The 25746-nt window shown below is 39.0% G+C and carries 25 protein-coding genes and 1 pseudogene; 17 read left to right on the forward strand and 9 right to left on the reverse strand.

Annotated features, from left to right (window positions below):
- Nucleotides 1-818: 818 nt before the first annotated feature.
- Nucleotides 819-1304 carry an allophycocyanin subunit alpha-B gene (locus V7L20_RS30090; RefSeq protein ID WP_190729985.1) on the reverse strand — a complete coding sequence of 162 codons (486 nt, stop codon included), beginning with the start codon at nt 1302-1304 and terminating at the stop codon, nt 819-821.
- A 232-nt stretch (nt 1305-1536) separates the two neighbouring features.
- Here V7L20_RS30090 and rlmD point away from each other — a divergent pair, with 232 nt between their 5' ends.
- Together rlmD and V7L20_RS30100 are read left to right on the forward strand one after the other, a co-directional pair.
- Nucleotides 1537-2943 (forward strand): 23S rRNA (uracil(1939)-C(5))-methyltransferase RlmD, encoded by a 1407-nt coding sequence (rlmD, locus tag V7L20_RS30095; RefSeq protein WP_334747590.1) that lies wholly within the window; start codon nt 1537-1539, stop codon nt 2941-2943.
- A gap of 389 nt (nt 2944-3332) precedes the next feature.
- Nucleotides 3333-3782: an ATP-binding protein gene (locus tag V7L20_RS30100; RefSeq protein WP_334747591.1), complete on the forward strand. Its 450-nt coding sequence runs from the start codon at nt 3333-3335 to the stop codon at nt 3780-3782.
- 89 nt (nt 3783-3871) lie between these two features.
- On the opposite strand, the gene V7L20_RS30105 is transcribed toward V7L20_RS30100, so the two are convergent.
- The gene (locus V7L20_RS30105) at nt 3872-4150 is read right to left on the reverse strand and encodes a DUF6439 family protein (protein WP_334747691.1); all 279 of its coding nucleotides are present in this window, start codon (nt 4148-4150) and stop codon (nt 3872-3874) included.
- 118 nt (nt 4151-4268) lie between these two features.
- Between V7L20_RS30105 and V7L20_RS30110 the strand changes: the two genes are divergently transcribed.
- Together V7L20_RS30110 and asnS are read left to right on the forward strand one after the other, a co-directional pair.
- Nucleotides 4269-4631, forward strand: a complete 363-nt coding sequence (locus tag V7L20_RS30110) for a hypothetical protein (RefSeq protein WP_334747692.1) — start codon at nt 4269-4271, stop codon at nt 4629-4631.
- A 55-nt stretch (nt 4632-4686) separates the two neighbouring features.
- Nucleotides 4687-6078, forward strand: coding sequence for an asparagine--tRNA ligase (gene asnS / locus V7L20_RS30115; protein ID WP_334747592.1), 1392 nt, complete (start codon nt 4687-4689; stop codon nt 6076-6078).
- Between the two features lie 142 nt (nt 6079-6220).
- On the opposite strand, the gene V7L20_RS30120 is transcribed toward asnS, so the two are convergent.
- Nucleotides 6221-7018, reverse strand: a complete 798-nt coding sequence (locus tag V7L20_RS30120) for an Rpn family recombination-promoting nuclease/putative transposase (protein ID WP_334747593.1) — start codon at nt 7016-7018, stop codon at nt 6221-6223.
- Nucleotides 7019-7619: 601 nt separating this feature from the next.
- Here V7L20_RS30120 and V7L20_RS30125 point away from each other — a divergent pair.
- On the forward strand, nt 7620-7982 hold the full coding sequence (locus tag V7L20_RS30125; RefSeq protein ID WP_334747594.1) for a hypothetical protein: 363 nt from the start codon (nt 7620-7622) through the stop codon (nt 7980-7982).
- 108 nt (nt 7983-8090) lie between these two features.
- On the opposite strand, the gene V7L20_RS30130 is transcribed toward V7L20_RS30125, so the two are convergent.
- Both V7L20_RS30130 and V7L20_RS30135 read right to left on the reverse strand, forming a co-directional pair.
- Nucleotides 8091-8837, reverse strand: coding sequence for a hypothetical protein (locus tag V7L20_RS30130; protein WP_334747595.1), 747 nt, complete (start codon nt 8835-8837; stop codon nt 8091-8093).
- Complete coding sequence (locus V7L20_RS30135; protein WP_334747596.1) at nt 8834-10537, reverse strand: protein kinase domain-containing protein; 1704 nt, start codon at nt 10535-10537, stop codon at nt 8834-8836. The genes V7L20_RS30130 and V7L20_RS30135 overlap by 4 nt, the downstream gene beginning before the upstream one ends.
- Nucleotides 10538-11008: 471 nt before the next feature.
- Here V7L20_RS30135 and V7L20_RS30140 point away from each other — a divergent pair, with 471 nt between their 5' ends.
- Nucleotides 11009-11167, forward strand: coding sequence for an NIL domain-containing protein (locus tag V7L20_RS30140; RefSeq protein WP_334747693.1), 159 nt, complete (start codon nt 11009-11011; stop codon nt 11165-11167).
- Nucleotides 11168-11318: 151 nt separating this feature from the next.
- Here the strand turns inward: V7L20_RS30140 and V7L20_RS30145 are convergent, their stop codons facing one another.
- Complete coding sequence (locus tag V7L20_RS30145; protein ID WP_012407592.1) at nt 11319-11996, reverse strand: response regulator transcription factor; 678 nt, start codon at nt 11994-11996, stop codon at nt 11319-11321.
- Between the two features lie 329 nt (nt 11997-12325).
- On the reverse strand, nt 12326-12496 hold the full coding sequence (locus V7L20_RS30150; protein ID WP_334747597.1) for a (2Fe-2S) ferredoxin domain-containing protein: 171 nt from the start codon (nt 12494-12496) through the stop codon (nt 12326-12328).
- Between the two features lie 614 nt (nt 12497-13110).
- Between V7L20_RS30150 and groES the strand changes: the two genes are divergently transcribed.
- From groES to ureC, 11 genes are all read left to right on the forward strand, one after another.
- Nucleotides 13111-13422, forward strand: a complete 312-nt coding sequence (groES, locus tag V7L20_RS30155; protein WP_229451592.1) for a co-chaperone GroES — start codon at nt 13111-13113, stop codon at nt 13420-13422.
- Between the two features lie 114 nt (nt 13423-13536).
- On the forward strand, nt 13537-15171 hold the full coding sequence (gene groL / locus V7L20_RS30160; RefSeq protein ID WP_334747598.1) for a chaperonin GroEL: 1635 nt from the start codon (nt 13537-13539) through the stop codon (nt 15169-15171).
- Nucleotides 15172-15360: 189 nt separating this feature from the next.
- Nucleotides 15361-15663, forward strand: a complete 303-nt coding sequence (locus tag V7L20_RS30165) for a hypothetical protein (RefSeq protein WP_334747599.1) — start codon at nt 15361-15363, stop codon at nt 15661-15663.
- Nucleotides 15664-15860: 197 nt separating this feature from the next.
- Nucleotides 15861-16013 carry a ParA family protein gene (locus tag V7L20_RS30170; RefSeq protein ID WP_334747600.1) on the forward strand — a complete coding sequence of 51 codons (153 nt, stop codon included), beginning with the start codon at nt 15861-15863 and terminating at the stop codon, nt 16011-16013.
- Entirely contained in the window at nt 16010-16795 is a 786-nt protein-coding gene (locus V7L20_RS30175) for a class I SAM-dependent methyltransferase (protein ID WP_334747601.1), read from the forward strand. The genes V7L20_RS30170 and V7L20_RS30175 overlap by 4 nt, the downstream gene beginning before the upstream one ends.
- A gap of 60 nt (nt 16796-16855) precedes the next feature.
- A complete protein-coding gene (locus tag V7L20_RS30180; protein ID WP_334747602.1) occupies nt 16856-17794 on the forward strand; it encodes an SPL family radical SAM protein in 939 nt (312 codons plus the stop codon).
- Entirely contained in the window at nt 17787-19073 is a 1287-nt protein-coding gene (locus tag V7L20_RS30185) for a photosystem II assembly protein (RefSeq protein ID WP_334747603.1), read from the forward strand. Before V7L20_RS30180 ends, V7L20_RS30185 begins: the two co-directional genes overlap by 8 nt.
- A gap of 73 nt (nt 19074-19146) precedes the next feature.
- The gene (locus tag V7L20_RS30190; RefSeq protein ID WP_334747604.1) at nt 19147-19983 is read left to right on the forward strand and encodes an urease accessory protein UreD; all 837 of its coding nucleotides are present in this window, start codon (nt 19147-19149) and stop codon (nt 19981-19983) included.
- A 22-nt stretch (nt 19984-20005) separates the two neighbouring features.
- Nucleotides 20006-20308: an urease subunit gamma gene (gene ureA / locus V7L20_RS30195; protein ID WP_334747605.1), complete on the forward strand. Its 303-nt coding sequence runs from the start codon at nt 20006-20008 to the stop codon at nt 20306-20308.
- Nucleotides 20309-20329: 21 nt separating this feature from the next.
- Nucleotides 20330-20635, forward strand: a complete 306-nt coding sequence (locus V7L20_RS30200) for an urease subunit beta (protein ID WP_334747606.1) — start codon at nt 20330-20332, stop codon at nt 20633-20635.
- Between the two features lie 40 nt (nt 20636-20675).
- Nucleotides 20676-22391 (forward strand): urease subunit alpha, encoded by a 1716-nt coding sequence (gene ureC, locus V7L20_RS30205; RefSeq protein WP_334747607.1) that lies wholly within the window; start codon nt 20676-20678, stop codon nt 22389-22391.
- A 106-nt stretch (nt 22392-22497) separates the two neighbouring features.
- On the opposite strand, the pseudogene V7L20_RS32915 reads toward ureC, so the two are convergent.
- Together V7L20_RS32915 and V7L20_RS30210 are read right to left on the reverse strand one after the other, a co-directional pair.
- Nucleotides 22498-22752 (reverse strand): annotated as a pseudogene (locus V7L20_RS32915) (NACHT C-terminal helical domain 2-containing protein); the annotation flags it as partial.
- 15 nt (nt 22753-22767) lie between these two features.
- Nucleotides 22768-24906, reverse strand: a complete 2139-nt coding sequence (locus tag V7L20_RS30210) for an NACHT domain-containing protein (protein WP_334747608.1) — start codon at nt 24904-24906, stop codon at nt 22768-22770.
- Nucleotides 24907-25746 lie beyond the last annotated feature (840 nt).

Raw genomic sequence — 25746 nt, forward strand, 5'->3', positions numbered from 1 at the left:
ATAATCTTTATTCTGGCTTGTCACAGTCCTAATCCATTGGAATGAACTATTGTTACTGTTATAGTTGGCGCAGTTTTAGTTGGTTCGGGTATAGCTGCTACTGGGATTGTTTCTATTGCAAGTACAGTAATAACAATGCTTATAGCAGGAGCTAGATGGAGGCGATATCAGCAGCAATAGCAGCAATGATTAATACAATTACTGCAACCACCGCATCACTTGAATTAGTAGCTATGTTGGTGAATAGCGTTAAAAGTATTTTGAGATGCTAATTAATTTATGTTGCAAAGCGCGATGCCTATAGCGGCAAGCTACGTACTTATACTTATATGTAAATATAAACCTAAAAATAACTTAAGCAATTAAATCAGTATAATTTTTAACAAATTTTTAGATATCTACTGGTACTCAGAGATGATTCGAGTAATGCAGTTTAGATGTAACAATCATGTGACGAGAATCACACTTATACATGATTAGGATCGTCTCCCTGCAATCGCTAACTAGGCATAATTAATGACAACTGAACTCTAGCCGAGTCATTAATAGGGAACACACTTAATTGCCGACAGCCTTAATCAAGGACTGTCGGTTTTTTATGTCTGTATGTTGTTCATCCTTTGAGAAATGCCCCATAGTTATACTTAAATAAATTTCCCCACAACTGGTTAGTAACTTGACAGAGATTTTGCCACAGCCACTACCAAATGTGGGGAAGGTATGAGCAAATTGGGTATCTTATGCCTATCGAGCGCTAAGATATTGCACTCACTCTAGTAGACCGGAAGTATACTCCCAAAACCAGCACACACTTTGTATTAAGACATCGCTTGAATGATGTAATCAAAGTAGGGTCCTGCTTCGGCAGCGTCTTCTGCACTCAGTAAACTAAGGGAGGCTGTTTTGAGGGAATTGATCGCTTCTACCATTCCAGGCACGGGAACGCCCAATGAATTGTACATTTCCCGCACACCAATCAAACCAATTTTTTCAATTGGTTCTTTATCGCCAGCAAGCACACCATAAGTAATTAGACGCAAGTACCAGCCAAAATCGCGGATACATAGAGAGCGTTGGCGTTCTCCGTAAGCATTACCTCCGGGGGAGATAAAGTCAGGACGCTTCTGCCAAAGTTGTTTGGTTGCTTCTTGAACTATCTTTTTTTCGTTTTCGGCTAAGGTAGCCGCAATCCGCGTCCGTTGTACGCCGGTTTCCAAAAAGTCTTTGATGTTTTTAAGTTCGCCACTGCTGGGATAACGCAGTTCGTCGTCGGCTTTGAGAATAACTTGGCTAATTACAGTCATGATTATTGAAATCACCTGAAATATTATCTGTTAGTTTAGCGAGTTGGAGGTACACAAGTGAAGGGATAAGAGCTAGTTATGTATTGAATTTATCTGTTTAGGGAGTGGGGAGAGTGGGGAGCAGGGGAGAAGAAAGAACTATTGATTTTTGCCCAATGCCCCATGCCCAATGCCCAATGCCCCATGCCCAATGCCCAATGCCCCATGCCCAATAACAAATGACTAATGACTAATGACTAAAATAATTTGGCAACAGGGTGAATTAATTGAAGTAACGATCGCTAACCTGAGTGATACAGGTGATGGTGTAGGGCGCGCTGATGAGCGTGTAGTGTTTGTCCCAGATACAGTACCAGGCGATCGCGCTATTGTTCGCTTGGTACATATTAAACCAAAATACGGTCACGGGAAGCTCCAGGAGCTATTGGAACCATCCCCCCACCGTATCCGACCCAATTGCATTGTGGCGGATAAGTGCGGTGGTTGCCAGTGGCAGCATATTAATTATGATTACCAACTAGTAGCTAAGCAAAATCAAGTTATCCAAGCTTTGGAACGCATTGGGGGTTTTGTCCAACCACCAGTAAATCCTGTACTCGCCGCTCCTTCTGCTTTAGGCTACCGTAATAAATCTACATATCCTCTAAATACATCAGCAACAGGACAGGTACAAGCTGGTTACTACCAAAAAGGTAGTCACCAATTAATTAATTTAAATCAATGCCCAGTCCAAGACGCGCGATTAAATCCCTTACTTGCCGAAGTTAAGCAGGATATCCAACAACGGGGTTGGCGAATCTATAACGAACAGCGCCACCTTGGACAAATTCGCCATCTTGGTTTACGCATTGGCCGACACACTGGAGAAATGTTGCTGACTTTGGTGGTGAAGGACTGGAATTTATCAGGAATTGAAACCCAAGCCCAGGAATGGTTAAAGCGCTATCCGCAGTTAGTAGGAGTGTCGCTCAATCGCAATGGCGATCGCACAAATGCTATCTTTGGATCAGAAACTCGTTGCATCGCTGGAGTCCCCCACCTGCATGAAAATTTTGCTGGACTGGAATTTCAAGTGCGCCCAGATACATTTTTCCAAGTGTATACAGAAACAGCAGAGGCACTATTGCAGGTAATTCAATCAGAACTCAATCTTCAAGGACATGAGTTGCTAGTTGATGCCTACTGTGGTATTGGGACTTTAACTTTACCCCTTGCCAAAAAAGTCCGTATTGCTACAGGATTAGAAGTGCAACCAGCAGCAGTGGAACAAGCTATCTTGAATGCTCATCGCAACGGAATTGATAATGTGACATTCCAAGTTGGGGCAGTAGAAAAATTACTGACAAAAATGGGCACAGTACCAGAAGTAGTAATACTTGATCCGCCACGTAAGGGGTGCGATCGCTCAGTCATAAACACTTTACGGCAATTGAAACCATCTCGGATAGTTTACGTCAGCTGTAAAGTAGCCACCCTCGCCCGCGACTTGAAATTGCTTTGTCAAGATGGGCAATATACTATCACACGGGTACAACCTGCTGATTTTTTTCCTCAAACTGCTCATGTTGAAGCTGCCGCCTTTCTTGTGCTATCACATTTGGACAAGGATAGTAATTCCTTTGCAAAAACTGAAATTTGAAATTTTTAGTCTAGTGCATACTAAAGATGCTAAAATTGAATTAAGGCAAAAATAAAAATTCATTTTGTTTAAATAAATTCAAGCTGCATAGGTTCTTAAAAATATGATTTGGATTGTATAAATGACAAATCGGCAATTAAATAGAGTATGCCAATACTCTGTCAAATTAGTAGCATCTTTTTAAGTTGCTAAATCCATTATCAAGACTATTCCAGCCGTTATCTATCTAAACAATTCCAATTCATACTATAGAGCTAATGCTCCCTAGCATTTTCAAAATTTAGTTTTAAAGACGCAAGTTTGAAGGCAGCATGACCACCTCAATTTTATCAGGGTGCCTGTAATAGCAAACTGATGTCTAGCTAACTGAAAGCTATGGGGTTTCTTTTGTGATTACAATTTCACTCCGTCCAGTTGCACGTTATTGGGGCACTATTAGCTTTGCCTCAACCCTCTACCTTTGTCCAATATTAGATTTACTGTTGGCAGAAATCCCATCAAAATTACAAGGAGAACTGCGGCTAGGACTTCAAGAAGCCCTAGTAAATGCAGCTAAACATGGCAATAATCTCGATCCTAGTAAAACAGTTGTAGTCCGTTTTTCCTTAATAGATAATCAATATTGGTGGATAATATCAGACCAGGGTAGCGGTTTTACTCCTTCATCTACTAATGAAGAAGAACCAACAGACTATCTCCCACCAGATGAGTCAGAAAGTGGTCGTGGTTTATGTCTTCTGCATCAAATCTTTGATCAAGTACAGTGGAACCACAAAGGCACAGAATTGAGACTTTGTAAACAAATGGAAAATCGTCCTCGCTTATCTCTGCGACGGTAGCTGATTTAGAAGTTAGGAGTAGAGACGCGATTAATCGCATCTGTACAGGAGTTAATAAGTTAAAACTTTTAACTCCTCACTCCTAAATTTTAACTTTTTCCATGAGTTGGACAGGGAGGGGCAGAAATAGAGCGATCTAACCAACCAATAGCCTGTTCTAATCTAGCTTGAGCTTCTTGTGGCTGATTATTTAAAAGATAGATAATAGCTGCTGCCACTTGTTCATTAGCGCGGGAATTGCGGTTAGACTTGAGGCGATGCCAATCGTTAGGGGAAATAGTTAGCCTTTCCATGAGAGCTTGAGCTAGTTCCAAAGTACTAAGTTCATTCAGTTGACTGGTTTTCGGCAGTTGGGTAGATTGGGACATAATTTTAAGTTTTTTGTCATTTGTCATTTGTCCTTTGTCTTTCGTCCTTTGGGAAATTACCAATGACTAATAACTAATGACAATTGGTTTACATTTAATCTTAGTTTACTACTTATACATGAAGCCGTCTAAACAATCACAACAGCCAGGAGAAACTCCTGAACCAGATTTTGAACAAGAACTAGAAGAAGTAGAGCGATCGCTCGTATCCTTAAAAGAACGTTACGATCAAGTACAACGCGATCGCCAAGAACAGGCACAATGGCAACAGCGCCGCGATCAACTAAAGCACAATAAATCTCAGACACTAGAAATAAAAGCAGAGTTACGGCAAATTCAACAGCAGTTAGAAATGCTAGAACTAAACTTGGAAAGCCAGTTATTTTCTTGGCGTAGCCTCAAAAAACCTTTCTGGCAAGTTGTCCGCTTTGGTGGAATGGGCGTTATCATAGGCTGGATATTAAAGTCTTATGCTGGATAATTCCAATTTTGGATTTTAGATTTTGGATTTTGGATTGGTTTAACTGGTTTAAAATATGGCAAATCGACGGATTGCAGAAATATTGCTAAGTGGTCAACCTGATGAGTCTCTCCTAGTACAAGGCTGGGTACGGACGAAGCGCGAGTCCAAAGGGTTTGCTTTTATTGAAGTCAATGACGGCTCATCACTAGCTAATTTGCAAGTCGTCATCAATCAGAATTTGCCAGATTACGAAGCTATCTTAAAAAAATTGAATACGGGTGCTGCTGTTGAGGTGACAGGGGTACTAGTGGCTTCTCTTGGGAAAGGACAGCGAATTGAGTTGAAAGCCGACTCCGTGAAAGTTTACGGAGAAGCTGATCCCGATACATATCCCCTGCAAAAGAAACGCCATTCCTTCGAGTTTCTGCGAACCATTGGACATTTGCGATCGCGTACCAATTCCTTTGGTGCAGTTTTCCGCGTCAGAAATGCTTGTTCGACAGCAATTCACCAATTTTTCCAACAAAGAGGCTTTTTATGGGTACACACACCCATTATCACTGCTAGCGACTGCGAAGGCGCGGGTGAACTATTTAGCGTTACTAGTTTGGATTTAAAGAATATTCCCCGCACAGAAAACCAAGCAGTAGATTACAGCCAAGACTTTTTTGCTAAACCCACATATTTAACAGTTAGCGGCCAGTTGGAAGCGGAAGTAATGGCGATGGCGTTTTCTAACGTCTACACCTTTGGCCCTACCTTCCGTGCAGAAAATTCCAACACCTCCCGCCACCTAGCAGAATTTTGGATGGTTGAGCCAGAAATGGCTTTTTGTGACTTAGAAGGCGATATGGATTTAGCTGAGGCGTTTCTCAAACACATTTTTAAGTATGTGTTGGAAACCTGCCCAGAAGATATGGAATTTTTCAATGAACGCATTGATAAATCTGTGTTGGCAACAGCCGAAAATATTATTAATAATCAGTTTGAACGCTTAACTTATACAGAAGCCATCAAACTTTTAGAAAAAGCCGATGTTAAATTTGAATATCCTGTGAGTTGGGGTTTAGATTTACAATCAGAACACGAACGTTACCTAGCTGAACAATTATTTAAAAAACCTGCAATCGTTACAGATTATCCAGCGCAAATCAAAGCTTTTTATATGCGCTTGAACGACGATGAAAAAACCGTCCGTGCAATGGATATTCTCGCACCTAAAATTGGCGAAATTGTCGGGGGTTCTCAAAGAGAAGAGCGTTTAGAAGTTCTAGAACGCCGGGTATTAGCGCAGGGTTTAAACCCAGAAGACTTGTGGTGGTATATTGATTTGCGTCGTTATGGTACTGTTCCCCACGCTGGTTTTGGGTTAGGTTTTGAACGACTCGTACAATTTATGACTGGTATGGGAAATATTCGTGATGTGATTCCGTTTCCCCGTACACCACAAAGTGCTGAGTTTTAGTTTGAGAATTTGAAACCCAGGCGATTAGAAATCGCGTCTAAATAAACCAAGTCCGTCTGCGCGTACTCATAAGAAGTTTGAAACCCGCGAATGCAGATTTTTGCTTGTATAGCCGCGTATTTTATAAAGCGATTAGTTAAAGTTAAGATTTTTGAATCTCCTCTTGTAAATCTTGAATTTGCTCAATAGGTAATTCAGTAACTTGAGCAATTTGTTCTAAACTCATTCCAATTCGCAACAAATTTAAAGCCAACTTTCTTGTTGTTTGTGCTTTACCTTTGGCTTCCCCTTTCGCTTCCCCTTTCGCTTCCCCTTCTTCTAGGATTTGTTGATAAATGACTGATTCGCGCATAATCTCACTCCTTAAAATCTTGCTAATTACATTTTTATTTAACACCAGACCTACTAAAATGCCACTGGCAGCAGCTATATTTCTTTGTAACTGTTGATCGCTAATTGCTTCAACTGCTTTAGCTACTTGGGTTAATACCATTGTAGGATCGTTTGTCTGACTTAGCACGGCAAAGGGTAATAGACCTGGAATACTCATAAATCTTTCTGTGGGTTGTTCCCACAGCCGTATTACCTCAAACTGATGGTAAGTGTTGTTTAATTTAAAACTGTTTTCAGTAACTAATTGTGAACTTGTTTTTCTCAAATAGATTACTATTTGACGCATTTCTTTGTGAGGAAACCGACGATAAACCCTAACTCGATAATCTAACATCCGAAAGGGGATATCTTCATCAAGGTCGGTTTGAAATTCGGTATGCAGAACTAAGTCATCTGATTGTAATAGTATTAGCGAGTCAGCACGAATCGGTTCGTTTGATAATTCTGTGGGGCTTAGTTCTGTTAATTTAATTGGTGAACCTAGTAACCATGTTGCTAAGTCATCTTTGAAGTTTTCAGCAATGAATTTGCAAATGTTGTCATACATAGTGATTACAATCGAAACTATTTATTTTTTTTGAACTTAAGGATGTTTAACTTCTACCTACTTACTTGATTACTTTACTTTTCTTCCTTCTCTACATATCTTTACTATCTCTTATTCACTATTACATTACTAAAATATGTTTAATAAATTTACTACTATCTTTGGTTTCCTTTTAATTATTACCGGGTTCTCCAGCCTACAATTTATTCATATAGAGGATTACCATATTTTTATGTAGGTTGTTCAACTTAGTATTACTATGGTTACTCACAATTCTAATGATTACTAGAACTGATGTATCTAAATGATGTATCTAACTACATACATAATTTGCTATAATCTTTTTTAATGAGTAGACACAAATTTATTGAATGGCTTTTGAAGAGAAATTAGGGATTTTTAATTATGCTTTGGTTGGGTTTCCTTGCGTCAACCCAAATGTTTTACTATATTATATTGTTTGAAGGTTCAAATATTACTGAAAGCTATGCCTGAAGAAAACTATATTACATATCTCCAAAATCTGTCTTCATTCGAGCTTGAACAAGAAGTTAACAATAAGATAGGTGACGTAATACAACAAATTCTAGATGACGAAATAGTGATTTCTATACGCAATGAACTACCAGGCGTTGATTATAGTAGTTGGGAAGTCGTTGATTTCAAAATATCTGAGCCAAACTTGGAAGAAGATAGCTGTACTTTAGGATTGACCTTTGAAATTAAAGGAGAACAGGATGAAGATAGCGGCTATCTTGCAGATACTATAAATGGAGAAGCAGAAGCAGTTATAGATGAGTTGGGAAATGTAATATTTCGTAATATTGATCCTGATATTGCATTTGATAGCTATGAAGATAATGACTATGATGATGATATCGATCCTGACGACGAACCTGATGATAGTCCTGATGATGAACCTGATAATTACCCTGATGATAGTCCTGATGATGAACCTTTTTGATCATCATCAAGAGTTGTGCTTTAAGTAGGTTACTAGAGAAACCCAGCAGGAACTTGAAAATCTTGGGTTTTCTTGCACCAACCCAACCTACTACTAAATTACAAAAACCTAATTACCAAGTAATTCTTGTCTACGTCGTTCCTGTTCCTGTTGCTGAACCCTTGCACGTGCTTCCCGATATTCTTCTACTGCTTTTTCAGAGTCATTATTTAGTGACCGTATCAATTGGCTTGCTTCATCGTCATCCCCTAAAAGAGAAATCACTTCTCTTCTTTGTGGTTTATCAAGTTTAATAAACCATTCGATAAAAGCTTTTAAAATTGTCTCTTGTGAACCTGATACTTCGTCATGAGCTACAACACAAGAAGGGCAAACATATGGTAAGTAGTGTGATCTTGAATACCAATCAGACCTATATTTACTATTTGTGTAGTTAGAAATCATTCTGCTCATGTTGCATACGTCACTAGAGGGATTATTAGAAATAATACAGTCTAACAACTGCCTCTTGTAAGCATAATGACTAAAGGTGCTTGCTAGTTGTCCAACAGCTACAGAACCAGGATAACCTGGCAGTATTTCTCCTGTTGAAGCGAGTTCAGTAAATTTATCCAAAATTAAGGAGTAATGATATCGAGAGTAGATACATTCTTCTAAATCACTATTAAACCACTGAGCGACATTTAATAACATTTGTTGATAGTATTTTTTAGAAGACACATCCTTCTGACAACTTTCAGCCACCTCAGCTAGTGTCTTCATATTAACCTGTGCATCACTTCTCATTGGCGTTAAAAACAAAGCCAAGCTAGTCACAAATAAAGCAATTAAACCTTTGACTGTGAATTTTATCATTGATTTCCCTCTCTAATTACTTGTTCTAATTCATCGGAAGCTTTAGGAATAGGATATGTAGTTTCCCAAGTTTTAGCAGCATTAACTACATTATTATTTGCACGTTGTATATTTTCTGGTTTCTTGCTTGTAACTTTTCCTTTAGTAGATGATTGTCGTTTCTTTGGAACTGTCACAATTGTTGTTTGTGATTTTTTTCGCAAAGCTTGTTTAGCATTTTCAGCTTGTATTGCTGCTTGTCTTGTTTGTTTATCTTGCAGTGCAGCTTGTTCTTTCAGTTGTGCCAATATAGCAGCCTCAAGTTCTCTTTCCTGTCTCTCTGCTTCTTGTTTTTTTTCTGCTTCTTTAGCTGCTGCTTGTAATTGACGTTGTTTTTCTATAGCCGCTTGTCTATATTCTTCAGCTTTTAAAGCAGCTTGCCGTTTTTGCTTTTCTATTTCTTCCCTTCTCGCTTTTTCAGCTTCCACATCTTCAGATGAAACTACATTTACCCGACTTGTTTGAATTTGTGGTTTAGTCTTTGGTGTAGATTCAGGAATGAGGATAACTGGTGATGAATTAGAAACACCAGGACTAATAGGTGTTGTATCTACATTTTTCAAAACATCTTGATTATCATTTTTAGTTAATACAGAATTAATAAAAGGAGCTAAAAACAAACTAATCATTAATGTCCACCAGTTAAACCTTTTTTGGGTTTGTTTAGCCGTTGTTGTGACTGGTTTACCTAGACTAACTGCAACAGTCCCAGAAGCACTATTTTTAGATTGACTCTTTGTAGTATTTTTGAAAATGTGAACTTGATTTAACCCTTGTTCAATGTCCTTTAATTTCTGTAAAATAACTCCGGTATTTTCAGGACGCTGATTTGCAGTATAAGCCATCAAATGGTCGATTAAGTCTGCTAAAAGAGGAGAAATATTAACTGCATAGTTTCGCCAATGCAACTCATTAGTCAGAGGATCATAAATAGCTTTATCTTGGGGTTCTTTACCTGTAAGCAAAAATATAAAAGTCCGTCCCAAAGCAAAAAAGTCTGACTGTTGCACCGAATAACCGTTTTGTTGTTCTGGTGGTGAATAACCTTGAGAAATAATCCTGGTATGGGAATTTCCCGCCAAAATTGTTGTAGTAATTTGTCGCACTGCGCCAAAATCAATTAACACAAGTTGCCCGCTTGGTCGCAACATGATATTCTGAGGTTTAATATCACGGTGAAAATATTGATGAGCATGTACTAAAGCGAGAATTTCTACAAGTTGTTTAAGCCAATTGAGAGCTTGAGTTTCAGAAATACGTTGATAATTACGAAATTCCATCCACTGCTCTAAATTTACGCCTTCAATTTTCTCCATTGCTAAACAGTGCAATGGAACAGAGCTATTTTTAGGTAAAATAGTAAAATAACCATCTGGTTCTACGTTGGGAATACCCGCACTGTTTAGCTGACTCAAAACCTTTGCTTCCTGCTGAAACAGTTCAATAGCTTTGGGGTTCTTGTCAGTCAGCACTTTTAAGACTTTAGTTTTCCCAGACTCGTCAACTTCAAAAGTGTTACTAAAGCCACCTTGTCCTAGTTGTTTCAGTACCCGATAGCGACCTTGCAACAGTATTTCTGACCCACAGTTACGGCAAATAAGGTTGTTTGCATTCGCTGGGTCAAGAGGTTTTGGACAATTGGGATTTATACAATAGGTCATTACACAGAAGTAAATATCCTAAAGAATCTATTTTTATTGATATTTAAACAGAGGGCTAAATCTACAAGGTTCTAGTAATAGAGTTCCCTAAAACTTTGACAAAGTAACATATATAGCAGTTTTGACTTCAGTATTAAATCTCATACACAATAAATTAGGGTTACAACAATTGTTGTAACCCTACAGATTGGCTATATTAAATCTGCTCGAAAACCACTATAAAATGACAATCAACCTCGTAAATAGCTGATTAAGAGCAATTCTTCACATTTACTACATCTAAATTAATGGTTTGCAAAGGCAAATACTTTCTTGCTTGCCTGTGTAGGATAAGTGACGCTAGTGTTAAAAGAAATCGTGCAAAGCAAAACCCTCATCCAAGAAGTCGAGTAGGAAGTTACAATAGCAATTCCAAATAAACACGTAAAATTTAATACTGATATTTTAGATAATAGACGCACCCAAACTTGTATCCAAGTTCGCATTCCTAAAGATTTGCATGAGGAACCAGTTATTTCACGACTGGTTTCTCACTTTCAGGTCACAGTCATTATTGCTGATGCTCAGGTAAGCGCAAACGTGCCACAAGATAGCTGCTTCGATTTGGAACTACGGGGCACTGTTTCTTAGATTGAAAGCGCCCTAACTTACCTGGATGAACTGGATTTAGAAGTTTTGCACCAATCCAGCCCTGAAGAAGATGGTTGGTAAATCTTAGTTAGGAGTTAGAAGTTAGAAGTTAAAAAATTCATAACTCCTAACTTTTAACTCTTAACTTTGTTTAAGCCATTTGATTTTCAATCGCCCACCGCGCTAGTTCAGTGCGGTTATGGAGATTAGTTTTGCCCAACATATTGGACACATGGCTTTCAACCGTGCGCTGACTAACATTGAGTTCTTCAGCAATTTCTCGGTTAGCTAAACCCCTAGCAACAAACTGAACTACTTTCAATTCAGTTGGGGTTAATTGCACATCGAAGGGAACTTGAATACGGGAACCGTTTTCGCCTCCTTTTGCTTGGTGTTCTTTCCAACGGATAGTTTGTTTCAGCGAGGATTCAACTTGCGCTACAAGTTCTTCTGGTTCAAAGGGCTTGACCATATAAACATCAGCACCTTTGTTCAGACCCTTAACTCGGTCTGCACTTTGTCCCTTAGCTGAAAGGAAAAGAACCGGAATCCAGCTGGTGCGTTCGTTTTGCCGGACTTGTTCCACAAAAGTATATCCGTCCATTTCCGGCATCATCACGTCGCAGATAATCATGTCTGGAACATCTTGCTCTAAAATTTCCAGAGCTTCACGTCCATTTTCGGCGGTGATGACTTCATATCCCCGGAACTCTAAGTAATCCTTCACCAGCAAGATGAGGTTAGGGTCATCATCAATCAATAGAAGTCGTTTGTGATCTTTCATGCTGGGCTCTTTCATAGCAGTGGCACTTGTTGCGCTTCGGTCCATCAAAGTCTTGAATATTTATCCTCTATGGTGGGTTATTTTGAGATGTTGTCCTTTTTCCTACTTAACTTGCCTTTGCTGTCTCGAAGTCTCAAAAATGCCGAGCGCTTTCAAGAGACTAATAGCTGGATAGCAAAAGTCCAGCAAGGATACGTATAGCAGTAGTATCTATAATGCGCTATTATATATCGCATTGAAAGTGACGGGCGAAAAAACACTGATTAAATAATAATCCTTCTGACTCACAAGTAAGTATTGGCTTAAAGATGACCCTACCTCAAAACCAACCCGCACTTTCTTAAAGCTTACTACTGTACCATATCCTTCGGTTGTTAAGCCTCTATGAGGTGTTCACAAGAAACTAGGGAAGTTTCTGGCAAAGGATGGGTTAAAAACGAATATTCTTCTACCACCTTATTGCCTATTAAGTGTTCTTGGATGATCCGCTCAATAACTTCCGGGCTTGCTTGACGATACCAGACACCATCAGGGTAAACCACCATTATGGGTCTAGAACAACAAACGCGCAAGCTGTTGGCTTTAGTTCTATAGACGCAAATGTGATTACTCTGTTGCGGCTCATCAAATTTTAACTCTATAAGTCGCTTTTTTTAAGTATTCCCAGGATTCCAGACAAGCTCGTTTTGAGCAGTTGTTAGCAATTGTCTGGTCAGCGCAAATAAAAATGTGTCGCTGAATTTCGGCAACTCCTAAAATTTCTAAACAATTACTCAGGGCTTTATATTCTAGTAAATTAGCGGTTTTGGGGATTTGATGGCTAGAGTGGATCACTGTAATGTTACTTATCGAGCGGCTCCCTGATTACAGTTCTATAACAATTTCTAAGCTTTGCAAATAAAGTTGATCCAGAAGGAGAGTAGGAAATGAGGAATGGAAAAAGAATTCTTATAACTCCTAACTCTCCACTCATTACTCTCTTCGTAACTTACGGAACAAAACCTGAAGGGTAGAAATAATTAAGCATTTATACTTCAGTACACCCGCGATCTTTAAGTGCGGGAACCCGTACTCAAAGAATTCTTGCCATTGGACGCTACTTTTCGGTAGATTAGCACTCAGGAGTTGAGAGTGCTAAACTCTAAGGGAAAGAAATAATATGGCAGCTTTATCTCTAAGCGTTTCTACAGTTAAACCTTTAGGCGATCGCGTTTTCGTAAAAGTGAACGCCTCTGAGGAAAAGACCGCAGGTGGTCTGTATTTACCCGATACTGCCAAGGAAAAGCCCCAAGTCGGGGAAGTAGTCGCCCTTGGCCCTGGCAAGCGTAACGACGACGGTAGCCGTCAGGAATTGGAAATTAAAGTCGGCGATAAGGTGCTGTACTCTAAGTACGCTGGCACTGACATCAAACTCGGAACTGAAGAATACGTACTGCTTTCCGAAAAAGATATTTTAGCAGTCGTTATCTAGTGGGGAGTAGGGAATGGGAAAGAGGAAATGTCAAAAATGAAGACAATGCCCAATGCCCAATGCCCAATGCCCAATTCAAGAAAAAATTGACTTACTCCCGGAATTTAGACACCTATGGCAAAGCGCATTATCTACAACGAAAACGCCCGTCGCGCTCTAGAACGAGGCATTGACATCTTGGCTGAGTCTGTAGCTGTTACCCTTGGCCCTAAAGGTCGTAACGTAGTTCTAGAAAAGAAATTTGGCGCACCGCAAATCGTTAATGACGGTGTAACGATCGCTAAAGAAATCGAATTAGAAGACCACATTGAAAATACTGGCGTAGCTCTGATTCGTCAAGCTGCTTCTAAGACCAATGATGCTGCGGGCGATGGCACTACAACTGCTACCGTTTTAGCTCATGCGATCGTCAAAGAAGGCTTACGGAACGTTGCAGCTGGTGCTAACGCAATTTCCCTCAAGCGTGGTATTGACAAAGCTACTGGCTTCCTCGTAGACAAAATTGCTGAACACGCCCGTCCAGTGGAAGATTCCAAAGCCATTGCCCAAGTTGGTGCGATTTCGGCTGGTAATGACGAAGAAGTTGGTCAGATGATTGCCCAAGCAATGGACAAGGTGGGCAAAGAAGGCGTAATTTCCCTAGAAGAAGGGAAATCTATGTTCACCGAGTTGGAAATCACTGAAGGGATGCGCTTTGATAAAGGCTACATCTCTCCCTATTTCGCTACCGATGCTGAACGGATGGAAGCGGTTTTTGATGAGCCTTTCCTACTGCTAACTGACAAAAAAATCGCTTTGGTACAAGACCTTGTACCAGTATTAGAGCAAGTAGCTCGTGCTGGTCGTCCTTTGGTGATTATCGCCGAAGATATTGAAAAAGAAGCTTTAGCAACCTTGGTAGTAAACCGTTTGCGCGGTGTACTCAACGTGGCTGCTGTTAAGGCTCCTGGCTTTGGCGATCGCCGCAAAGCTATGCTAGAAGACATTGCTGTTTTAACTGGTGGTCAACTAATTACTGAAGATGCTGGTTTGAAGCTAGATAACACCAAGCTGGATAGCCTGGGTAAAGCTCGCCGGATCACTATCACCAAGGACAACACCACAATTGTTGCTGAAGGTAACGAAGTTGCTGTTAAAGCTCGTGTCGAACAGATTCGTCGTCAAATCGATGAAACCGAATCTTCTTACGACAAAGAGAAACTGCAAGAGCGTCTTGCTAAACTCTCTGGTGGTGTCGCTGTCGTGAAAGTGGGTGCAGCGACCGAAACCGAAATGAAAGACAAGAAGTTACGCCTAGAAGACGCTATCAACGCTACTAAAGCTGCTGTAGAAGAAGGTATCGTTCCTGGCGGTGGTACAAGTTTGGCTCACCTAGCTCCCGACTTGGAAACTTGGGCAAAGAGCAATCTTCAGGATGAAGAGTTGATTGGTGCGTTGATTGTCGTTCGCGCCTTACCTGCACCTCTAAAGCGGATTGCTGAAAACGCCGGTCAGAATGGTGCTGTAATCGCTGAACGCGTGAAAGAAAAAGAATTCAACGTTGGCTACAACGCTGCAACAAACGAATTTGTCGATTTGTTAGCTGCTGGTATTGTTGACCCTGCGAAAGTGACTCGTTCTGCTCTGCAAAACGCTGCTTCGATCGCTGGTATGGTATTGACAACCGAATGTATCATAGTTGACAAGCCTGAGCCTAAAGATAGCGCTCCTGCTGGCGCTGGCGCTGGTGGCGGCGACTTCGATTACTAAATACTTTGTAGTTACATAATTTGTAAAACAGCTGCTTCCTTTATGGAGGCGGCTGTTTTTTTGTTTGAACTGTCTTTGATGAAGCTGTTGCCGGAGGCTAGAAGCGCAAAATAGTAGTACAAATATTCTGCTAATGAATGAACAGTATGAAAATAACAGTTATAATATAAATATTTAATGACATTAACCATGAATTACATAGAAATACAAGCAAGTTATGCTAGAAAAAATATTGAGCAAAGACTAGAAGATTTTATTAATGCAGTTAATAATGATAAAAGCCTAAGTCTAGATATAAAAGAGCAGCTCGATTTTTTAAAATATGCTTATGCTTGGGAATTAACATCTATTGTAAGTAAGTTTAGACAGCAATTGTCAATAAGTCCTTATATACATCCCGAAGTGGAAATAAGAATACGATTGTTAGACATATCTATCCAAAATTGGGCAAGATTCTTGGATATTAATACCTTATTTTTGTGCGATTTTTAGACGCTTAAATAGCATATTTATTAATATTTTTTATTTGTAAAAGCAGCTAGTTTTTTTAAACTAGCCGCTTTTTTAATTTTTATAAACTCAAGTAATTTCCTCGCGTGCTTTGGTCTATTAAATCGGCGTTTTGGATAAATTGACACATCATTAATATAATAAGTATAATCACGTAAAAAAACACTAGATTGGAAGAGATGAGTAGCAATAAAACTAAAGTAATTTCAATTTTTAACAATAAAGGCGGTGTTGGCAAAACAATTATTACATGGAATTTCAAAGATGCGCTTGCACGATTAGGCAAAAAAGTACACGCCTACGCACTTCTACTTTTACACCAAAACCCATGAGCCAAATTAATCCTGAAACAACCCCCTTACATACCTTAAACCCACTCAATCGATTTTCTGACAGAGCAGAAGATTATGTGAAATATCGACCAAGCTATCCCGCAGATGCAATTAATATTATCTTGGAAGGATTATGTGAAAATTCACAACTCGTAGCAGCAGATATTGGTGCAGGTACAGGAATTGCTTCAAGATTGTTAGCCGAACGCGGAGTTAATGTCATCGCCATAGAACCAAATGCAGCAATGCGAGAAGCCGCCCAAGCACATCCTTTGATTAAGTTTCGTGATGGAACAGCAGAATTTACCCAACTACCTGATAATTCAGTTGATTTAGTTACTTGTTTTCAAGCTTTCCACTGGTTCAATCCTGAACTGACTTTATTGGAATTTCACCGTATTTTAAAACCATCAGCACGCTTGGCTGTAGTGTGGAATAATCGCGATCAAGAAGATGCGTTAACTACAGAATATAGCCGAATAGTCCGCGAAGCATCTAATAATCACCCAGCAGAATCTCGAATGCAGTCGGTAGAGCCACTGTTAGTAACTCCTTATTTTATTAACATTCAAGAATATATTTTTACTCATAAACAACAGTTGGATTTAACTGGACTTATTGGTAGAGCAATGAGTGTTTCTTACCTCCCACATGAAGGTTGGGCATACGAACAGCTTATTGATAAATTTCAAGAATTATATCAGCGCTTTCGTGATGAAAATGGTTTTGTCTATATGGTCTATTGCACTAGCGTACACCTTGGTGAAGCAATTTTAAAATAAAAATGGGAATCATAAAAAGTAGGGTGCGTTAATTCACTCTCAATAAATATCAAGAGTTACATGGCACAACCAAAATATCAAGGTTATTGCGAATGCATTCCTACCAAATTAATCAGAGAAAAGTTTGGAGATGCCAATGTTTATGCACAAAATGCTAAATCACTTTTAACAAAAGCTACTGGTTTTATTGGTAATTATGATTTTACTCTAAATCCTTATAGGGGATGTCAATACGGTTGTAGTTATTGCTATGCTGCTGCATTTAGTCCTAATGCTCAAATGCGCGAAGATTGGGGTAAATGGGTAATTTTTAAGGAAAATTCTGCTGATATTTTAGCGAAAGAATTAAAAAAATGGTATGAAAAAAATCCCCAGATTTCTCCTAGCATATACATGAGTAGCGTTACCGATCCTTATCAACCACTTGAGTCTAAACATCAATTGACTCGTCGGTTGTTGGAGGTAATGCTAGATGTGGGAATTGACGGTTATCCAACACCAACTTTGGTGATTCAAACTCGTAGCCCAATTATTATTAGAGATATTGATTTTTTACAGCGATTTAAGCGATTGCGAATTAATATGAGCATTCCCACTGGTAGTGAATTAGTGAGAAAAGATTTTGAACCGCGATCGCCCAGTATTAAAGCCAGACTAAATGCCATCACTAAAATTAAACAAAGTATTGATTATTATAAAGGTTTTCTTCCTAAAATTTCTATCACAATTACCCCTTTACTTCCTACTTTACCAATAGATGAAGCTGCTTTTATTGATAAACTAGCGCTCGCCAATAGAGTTGTAATTCAAGCTTTTCATCCTAGCGATAGTCGTTCTCTCATCGCATCAACTCGTCAAGAAGCTGAAGAAATTAAGCAAAAATACGCTTGGTGGTATGAAAATGATAAATTAAGCTATATGAAATTTAAGGAAAAGTTAGTTTCTCAGCTTCCAGGTGTAGAAATTATGGAAGGTAAACAGGGATTTGGTTATGAATAATCTTATCGTTAATTGGTGGCAAAGTCAACAGTTCAAATTATCTTTAAAACGTGGAGATGTCCGACGTGCAGTGCAGCTCTTGCAAGAGATTCAAAAATCAGGTGCAAAATTCTCATGGTTAGAAAAACTATTTAGGGATAAACTTCAACTTGAACGTTATTCCCAAGAATACAAACGACAAACAGAAACTTTAACTAGACAATTAACAGAAACGTCTCAACAAAAAGATAATTTCATCTTAAAGCCAGATGAAGAATTTATTAAATATATCTATAAAGTTTTTAATTTAATCCAGCATGATGAATATAAACTACAATCTACTGGTATTGATGAACGGATATTTGATGATTTTGAATCAAGGCTAGTTGAATATCTCAATGAAGAATTTAGTAAAATTCCTGATAAACAGTTATTTATCAAGTTAGAAGACGCTCTTGAGGATATTAATAACTTAAAAAATGGACAAGATCCAGACTATCGTTTTAGTCTAACTCCTCATGTCTATTTTATGAAGTATTTTTTAGAAAATGTATATTGTATATATTTAGCTTGGTTTCTCATTTACCAGGCTGCTTTACTACCAAGTAAGGTTAATATCCTTGATATTGCAGCAGGCCCAGGAACAGTTGCTTATGGTTTAGCTTTATTTCTCCAAAGTAGTAGCGGTTTTTTTGATATACCACAAATGCACATATCCTATTACTCTTTAGAAAAACAAGATGCCTTTCAGTTTCGGGGACTTCAGTTTTGGCGACGATATATAGAGTCGCGCCTAACCGCAGTAAATGCTTATTTCCGTTTTGTTACTACTGATATTTTTAATTGGAAAACTCAATATAATAATCTACCCAAAGATTTTTTCGACTTTATCGTAATTTCCCACTGCTTCTTTATAGATAAAGCTAAGAGGGTTGAAGCTAATAATACTTACAAGCAAATATTTGCCACAAGCTTAAAAAACTCAGGTTATATTCTGCTGATTGTGCAAGATAAGAAGCTATTCAAAATTTACGATGTTCACCAAGTTGAAAATCAAGAAAAAGAAAAAAACGTAGTGGATAAATTTCTGGCAGAATTGGGATTAGAGTTGGTCTGGTATAGATATCTAACCTCAACAGGTTTAAGAACACCTTTGCCCATTGCCGAATTTGGTAAATTTGCTCGAGAAAAGTTACCAAAACAACTGTACATGAGTCCAATACTCAAAAAGTATTTTGGTCATAAGCATCAGTTACACTATACATTAGATGATTATGTAATATTGGCGAAAAAGTCATAATAAATTGCAAGTAAAGAGCAAAGAATGCATTAAAAAAATATAAAATATCTGAACTTTAACCTTGAATCTATAAATGATCTGCAATTCACAAATAGCAGAAGGTTGGCATGGCAAACTTAATTTAGTCTATGCCGATCGCCAGGGTAAAACCCAATTAATTTATAACCACCAACAAGCGCCCCTGAAGGTACAACGCCCATTTTATCCAGAAGGGGAAATTTGTCATAGCGTAATTTTACACACGGCAGGGGGAATGGTGGGAGGCGATCGCTTATCCTCTATCATCCACCTCCAACCTCAAACCCAAGCCTTAATCACTACAGCTGCTGCAAGCAAGATATATCGTAGTAATGGCTTACAAGCTAGACAAACCATCCAGATGCAAGTTGATGCTGGTGCTTGTTTAGAATGGTTGCCCCAAGAGACAATTTTATTTAACGACGCGATTTATCGGCAAGATTTACGGGTAGAATTAGCAACCGGGGCTAGTTGGTTAGGCTGGGAAATTACCCGATTTGGTCGCAGTGCTAGAGGAGAAAAATTTTACCTTGGAGAATGGCGATCGCACACGGAAATATGGCAGCAAGGTATTCCTTTGTGGATCGATCGCCAATATTTACCAGCTAGTGAAGATATTTTTCACAGTCCTCACGGCTTGGCTGGAAAACCAATAGTAGGTAGTCTAGTTTGGGTTAGTAGTGCAGTTTCCGCAGAAATTGTGGAAAAAACGCGAAATTTATGGCATGGGGAAGGAGAAGCAGGTGTTACTAGGTTACAACATGGATTATTGTGTCGATATCGTGGTATTTCTACATCTGAGGTGAGAAACTGGTTTATTGATGTTTGGCAGTTGCTTCGAGTTTCTTTTTTGAATCGTGGTAATTGTATACCAAGAGTGTGGCAGGTTTGAACGAACCACAGAGGAGGTACGAATGCAACTTACACCGCAGGAAAAAGATAAGCTATTAATTTTTACAGCTGCTTTATTAGCAGAAAGACGTAAAGCAAGGGGTTTAAAACTGAATTATCCCGAAGCGATCGCTTATATTTCTGCTGCCATTTTAGAAGGGGCGAGAGATGGGCAAACTGTAGCTGAATTGATGAGTTATGGTACAACTCTCTTAACGCGGGATGATGTCATGGAAGGGATATCAGAAATGGTGCATGAAGTGCAGGTAGAAGCAACTTTTCCTGATGGCACAAAGTTAGTAACAGTACATAATCCAATTCGTTAGTTTGGAAATTTGAAATTTATTATGATTCCTGGAGAAATTATCACACCAGCAGGTGAAATTGAACTAAATGTTGGTCGTCCAACTATAAAATTACAAGTATCAAATGCAGGCGATCGCCCCATACAAGTCGGTTCCCACTATCACTTTCATGAAGTCAACACCGCCTTAAACTTTGACAGAGAACAAGCCAGAGGAATGCGCCTCGATATCCCCGCCGGAACTGCAGTCCGCTTTGAACCAGGCGATGAAAAAGAAATAACTTTAATTCCCCTGGTTGGTACTCGTCAAGTCTACGGCTTCAACGCCCAAATTAACGGAAATCTCTAAAAACCTTCGCGTACCTTTGCGTTTAAAAAAAGGATTTTATATGCCTTATAGAATGGATCGCCGCGCCTACGGCGAAACCTACGGTCCAACAGTAGGCGATCACATCCGACTTGCAGACACAGAATTATTTATTGAAGTTGAACAAGATTTCACCACCTACGGCGATGAAGTGAAATTTGGTGGCGGTAAAGTTATCAGAGACGGAATGGGACAATCCCCCATTTCTAATTCCGATGGTGCTGTAGATTTAGTGATTACTAATGCCTTAATTCTCGATTGGTGGGGTATTGTCAAAGCAGATATCGGCATTAAAGATGGTAAGATTTTCAAAATTGGTAAAGCTGGAAATCCTTATATTCAAAATAATGTAGATATCATTATTGGCCCTGGAACTGAAGCCTTAGCCGGTGAAGGAATGATTCTCACTGCTGGCGGTATCGATGCTCATATTCATTTTATTTGTCCTCAACAGATTGAAGTGGCGATCGCTTCTGGGATTACCACAATGATCGGTGGTGGTACTGGCCCAGCTACAGGTACAAATGCCACTACCTGCACCCCCGGCCCTTGGAATATTTACCGAATGCTACAAGCTGCTGATGCTTTTTCCGTCAACTTAGGATTTTTGGGTAAAGGTAACGCTAGTCAACCCCAAGGACTTGTAGAACAAGTAGCCGCCGGTGCAATGGGGTTAAAACTACATGAAGACTGGGGAACCACACCCGCAGCAATTGATACTTGTCTTAGTGTTGCGGATGAATATGATGTGCAAGTAGCGATTCATACTGATACCCTGAACGAAGCCGGATTTGTCGAAGATACGATCGCTGCTTTCAAGAATCGTGTCATCCACACCTACCACACTGAGGGTGCAGGCGGCGGACACGCACCAGATATCATCAAAGTTTGCAGCCAAGCCAATGTTCTGCCATCTTCCACCAACCCTACACGTCCTTACACCCTCAACACCTTAGACGAACACCTGGATATGTTGATGGTATGCCATCACCTCGACCCTGCGATCGCCGAAGATGTCGCTTTTGCTGAGTCCCGCATTCGCCGAGAAACCATTGCTGCTGAAGACATTTTGCACGACTTAGGCGCATTTAGCATGATTTCTTCTGATTCCCAGGCAATGGGACGAGTAGGCGAGGTAATAATTCGCACCTGGCAGACATCTCATAAAATGAAGGTACAACGGGGAACTTTGAACCCACAAGGAACTGAGGAAAAAGCAGACAATTTTAGAGCAAAAAGATATGTTGCTAAGTATACGATTAACCCAGCGATCGCTCACGGAATTGCTCAATATGTGGGTTCAGTGGAAGAGGGAAAACTAGCAGATTTATGTTTGTGGCGTCCGGCATTTTTTGGCGTCAAGCCAGAGATAGTAATTAAAGGCGGAATGATTGCATGGTCGCAAATGGGCGATGCCAACGCCAGTATTCCCACACCGCAACCAGTGTATATGCGACCAATGTTTGGTAGTTTTGCAGGGGCGCGTCATGCTACATCATTAACTTTTGTTTCGCAAGCAGCTTTAGAGAAAGAAATTCCCAGCCAGTTAGGTTTACAAAAGACAGCAGTTGCAGTTTCTGGAACACGCCAATTGAGTAAGCGAGATATGAAGCTGAATGATGCACTACCCCATATTGAAGTTGATCCAGAAACATATCAAGTCAGAGCAGATGGTGAGTTGCTCATTTGTGAACCTGCGACAGTTTTACCAATGGCACAGAGGTACTTTTTGTTTTAATTCATCAAAAACTAATTTACTGAAGTCAGAAGTTACCAATAAGGGATTATCGAATTGCACACTCCCTTTCATAAGCAAAATATGGATAAAGGTTTAAAATGCAAAATTAGAAAATTTCTTTGTTATTTGCCGTTTCTAATTTACTTATTGGTAATAGCAAGTTATGCTCAATCTCTTGTCGAAGTTTCTCGCTAATATTACAATCGCTGTTTAAGCAGTTTACCAAAAGCTTGTTACTATTATAATACTGTTGTAGTAGTTGAGCTTGTCTAGAACTAAACTGCCACTTATGACCAATATTACGATGTTCAATCATCAAAGCTATTAATTGCTCCGTCCAAGTTTGACTATTTTCCTGCCACCATTCTCCAAATTCTTATAATTTTTCAAATAGGTTTTCCCATTCTGGTATTGCCTCATTTAGTTTATCTCTTAGTAACTGCAATGCGGTTTTTAATTCTGATTGAAAAGAAGAAGCTAAACCTGTAGCATTTATAAGAAAATCATCAAGATCAGCTATATTACACCAAGCATCATCTCGAGCAACTAACGCTTGTCCACGGGATGATTTATCAATAGTTTCATCAAGAATATCAGTAGCATTAAGACCTTGAAAAAAAGCGCTAGCTAAGTCATCACTAAGAACAAGAGTATTTGTGAGAGCATTATTGAGTAACCAATCTATCTCTATATCATCTAAAGTGTCTTCTGAATCCCATCCCAAAGCATTATCTAAACCATATAAAGTACTTTTTGAATCCCATCCTAAAGCATTATCTAATTTATTTTGCTCGCTATCTAAAGTCATTTCAAAATATAATGCTCTTATAGCAGCTGGCTTGTAAAAATATTCAAATGAACTAGATTTACAATCGAGCCATTCTAAAAAATGCTGTAATTTTTCATCCGACAACGTTAAATTATCAATTGCTCGTTTCATTAATAATACTAAATTATCTACATTTACCATAATTTCAAACGTTAGCAAAAATACCTCCTGCCAGCGTTTATCATTGATATGTTGCACTAAAGTTTCATATGCTAAAATTGCTACAATTTTTTTAGCACAGAAATACTCTTGAAAAGTAAGATGTGAAAAAGAATAAATTCCTTTTGCTCTTTCCACCAATAACCCATGCTGGGCTTCAATAGATTTCAAAACGTCTTCGCTATCAAATCTCAAAACCTCTGCATCTAAATTAGCATCTTGTAAATTACTGAGAAACTCGGCGATATATGCCTCTACATTTTTTTGTTTAAAAAAATAGTTTTTCTGCTCAAAGGTAGTAAAAGCAATTTCACTAAGTAAATCTTCTTTACAGTACAATGATAAATTTTTATAAACTTGATGGCGCTCAATACTACGTTTGGCATCCCACTTCTTAAGCAATATATCTAACCCTTCTTTATAAAGTTCTGAACGATTTTCTGGAAAATCTGCATTTTCTTCAAATACCAAACACAGCAAGGTTAGCAATAATGGATTAGTTGCTAGTTCAAAAATCCGTTTGTTAGCTTGTAGTTTTTCAATAAATATTTCAGCTTTCAGTTGGTAGTTTAAGCGGAACCAGTTGTGAGCAAAAATAGCAATCTGTTCTTCGTCAAAATCTGCCACTTCCACTTCAGTAAACTGTTCAAATGTGTATTTTTTAGCAGCTATCCGACAGCTTATAACAAATTGATTGGTGTGGAACTGTTCGGAAATCTCCCGAGTTTGCCATAAAATACGCTTTATATCTTCTTCCCTAACTTCATCCAGACCATCCAGTAAAACCAAAACTTTACCCTGTCTCAACAATTGCTCAGTTTTCACGCTGCTATTGTGGATACCACAGATAAATAATTGTTGAGTAATGTACTGGAAAATATCTAGCTGTTTAGGGTCTTGTGCGAAGTCCTTAAAGATGATAAATACGGGAACTCGGTTTGTCAAAAACTGCCCCTCAATGCACTGCATCGCCACATACTTCAAAAATGTGGTCTTTCCCGCACCTGGTTTACCCAAAACCATTAGTTTCTTGTGACGCTGCACTGCTTCCAGTCCTGGCACTCGCTTTTCAGTAGCTCCATTGAGTCCAAAACGATCAAAGTCCTCTAGATCAAACTTTTGCAGCAGTTCCTCAATTTTCTGTCGCCTGCGTTTTGTTGTTTTCTCCAGAATGTTAACGTTAGTATAGATGCCTCGCTCTCCGGTTAACTCAATAGGCTGATCCATATCCAGCACGCGCATCGTTCCACACTTTTCTTTAATGCTGGATTTGACCTTTTCGCGGATTTCTTGAACTAGAACATCAATACCATCCTCTGCAAAATCAGCCGTTGAGTTACCACAAGGTTTCTGCTGTATATATCGCTTTTCGAGATACTCTCGCAAGCAGGTTTCTTTCACAGGCCCACTGCCATTGATACAGAATTTCTTGTAAATCCCCGTTAGACAACTGCTGAGATTGCTGTCAGAAATGTTTAGTACTTGTGTAACTTGAACTCGACTCTTGCCATTACCAAAGATTTCCAAAAAGACCGCCTTTTCTCGGTTTGACAATTCGCTGTATTGCTCTAGTTGTGTCAGGAAGTCCCTTGGTAACGACATATACCTAATGTGAAATTGCCTTAAAGTTCAGTTTAGCTTGCGTTTCCAGAGATTGGCGGCTAATAGAGATATGTCAAGACAAGTCAATCTAAGTCATTACAAGTCAAATAAATAACTACAAAACAAAATTGCGACATTGAACTCAATCAAGCAACTGAGGCGATCGCAACGCAATGCTAGAAACACTAATCCCCCTCGTTATCAACAAGTTTATTGAAGTCATCCTAAAACTACTACTGGAAAAAATTTGGGCATGGTTGTTGACGGATAAAAGCTTCCAACGCCTTAACCACTTTCTGAAAATGCAGATTTTTGTACTCTCTTTGGATTGGATTTTGATCAAAACATCTCTAAAATCTCTGCCGGAGCTAGCAAAAGAGAACAATTCAGACACAAGTGGCTAGTTGTGAAGGAGGCAACAGTTTCCTCTATGCTCTAATTTTGAAAACAAATTGTGCAGAATGCTGAACAGGACTTATCCTAAATACGGGAAAGTTCGCTCTACCATAAGAAGTATATTGTCCTAAATAACTCAGAAGGCATTCTTAACTCTTGGGCGATCGCCTACGTAATTATATCTTCAGTTACTTACGAAAATCGGTACATCAAAGGCAACATAAGTCATTCCACCATCTGCTGTATCCAAAGCTAAAATTTTACCAGCCATAATTTAATAGTAAAAAAGACTTTTTAGGTAGGGAGACTTACTAAAAAACTTGGCAGACAAATTGTTACAAATACAGCTAGTCTTACAAAAATTTACTT

The organism is Nostoc sp., from assembly GCF_036916735.1.
Lineage (GTDB): Bacteria > Cyanobacteriota > Cyanobacteriia > Cyanobacteriales > Nostocaceae > Nostoc.

Coding starts and splice junctions, on each gene's coding strand:
- V7L20_RS30090 (WP_190729985.1), bottom strand. CDS start 1,304: ATGACTGTAATTAGCCAAGTTATTCTCAAAGCCGACGACGAACTGCGT.
- rlmD (WP_334747590.1), top strand. CDS start 1,537: ATGACTAAAATAATTTGGCAACAGGGTGAATTAATTGAAGTAACGATC.
- V7L20_RS30105 (WP_334747691.1), bottom strand. CDS start 4,150: ATGTCCCAATCTACCCAACTGCCGAAAACCAGTCAACTGAATGAACTT.
- V7L20_RS30110 (WP_334747692.1), top strand. CDS start 4,269: ATGAAGCCGTCTAAACAATCACAACAGCCAGGAGAAACTCCTGAACCA.
- asnS (WP_334747592.1), top strand. CDS start 4,687: ATGGCAAATCGACGGATTGCAGAAATATTGCTAAGTGGTCAACCTGAT.
- V7L20_RS30120 (WP_334747593.1), bottom strand. CDS start 7,018: ATGTATGACAACATTTGCAAATTCATTGCTGAAAACTTCAAAGATGAC.
- V7L20_RS30130 (WP_334747595.1), bottom strand. CDS start 8,837: ATGATAAAATTCACAGTCAAAGGTTTAATTGCTTTATTTGTGACTAGC.
- V7L20_RS30135 (WP_334747596.1), bottom strand. CDS start 10,537: ATGACCTATTGTATAAATCCCAATTGTCCAAAACCTCTTGACCCAGCG.
- V7L20_RS30145 (WP_012407592.1), bottom strand. CDS start 11,996: ATGGACCGAAGCGCAACAAGTGCCACTGCTATGAAAGAGCCCAGCATG.
- V7L20_RS30150 (WP_334747597.1), bottom strand. CDS start 12,496: ATGGTGGTTTACCCTGATGGTGTCTGGTATCGTCAAGCAAGCCCGGAA.
- groES (WP_229451592.1), top strand. CDS start 13,111: ATGGCAGCTTTATCTCTAAGCGTTTCTACAGTTAAACCTTTAGGCGAT.
- groL (WP_334747598.1), top strand. CDS start 13,537: ATGGCAAAGCGCATTATCTACAACGAAAACGCCCGTCGCGCTCTAGAA.
- V7L20_RS30165 (WP_334747599.1), top strand. CDS start 15,361: ATGAATTACATAGAAATACAAGCAAGTTATGCTAGAAAAAATATTGAG.
- V7L20_RS30170 (WP_334747600.1), top strand. CDS start 15,861: ATGAGTAGCAATAAAACTAAAGTAATTTCAATTTTTAACAATAAAGGC.
- V7L20_RS30175 (WP_334747601.1), top strand. CDS start 16,010: ATGAGCCAAATTAATCCTGAAACAACCCCCTTACATACCTTAAACCCA.
- V7L20_RS30180 (WP_334747602.1), top strand. CDS start 16,856: ATGGCACAACCAAAATATCAAGGTTATTGCGAATGCATTCCTACCAAA.
- V7L20_RS30185 (WP_334747603.1), top strand. CDS start 17,787: ATGAATAATCTTATCGTTAATTGGTGGCAAAGTCAACAGTTCAAATTA.
- V7L20_RS30190 (WP_334747604.1), top strand. CDS start 19,147: ATGATCTGCAATTCACAAATAGCAGAAGGTTGGCATGGCAAACTTAAT.
- ureA (WP_334747605.1), top strand. CDS start 20,006: ATGCAACTTACACCGCAGGAAAAAGATAAGCTATTAATTTTTACAGCT.
- V7L20_RS30200 (WP_334747606.1), top strand. CDS start 20,330: ATGATTCCTGGAGAAATTATCACACCAGCAGGTGAAATTGAACTAAAT.
- ureC (WP_334747607.1), top strand. CDS start 20,676: ATGCCTTATAGAATGGATCGCCGCGCCTACGGCGAAACCTACGGTCCA.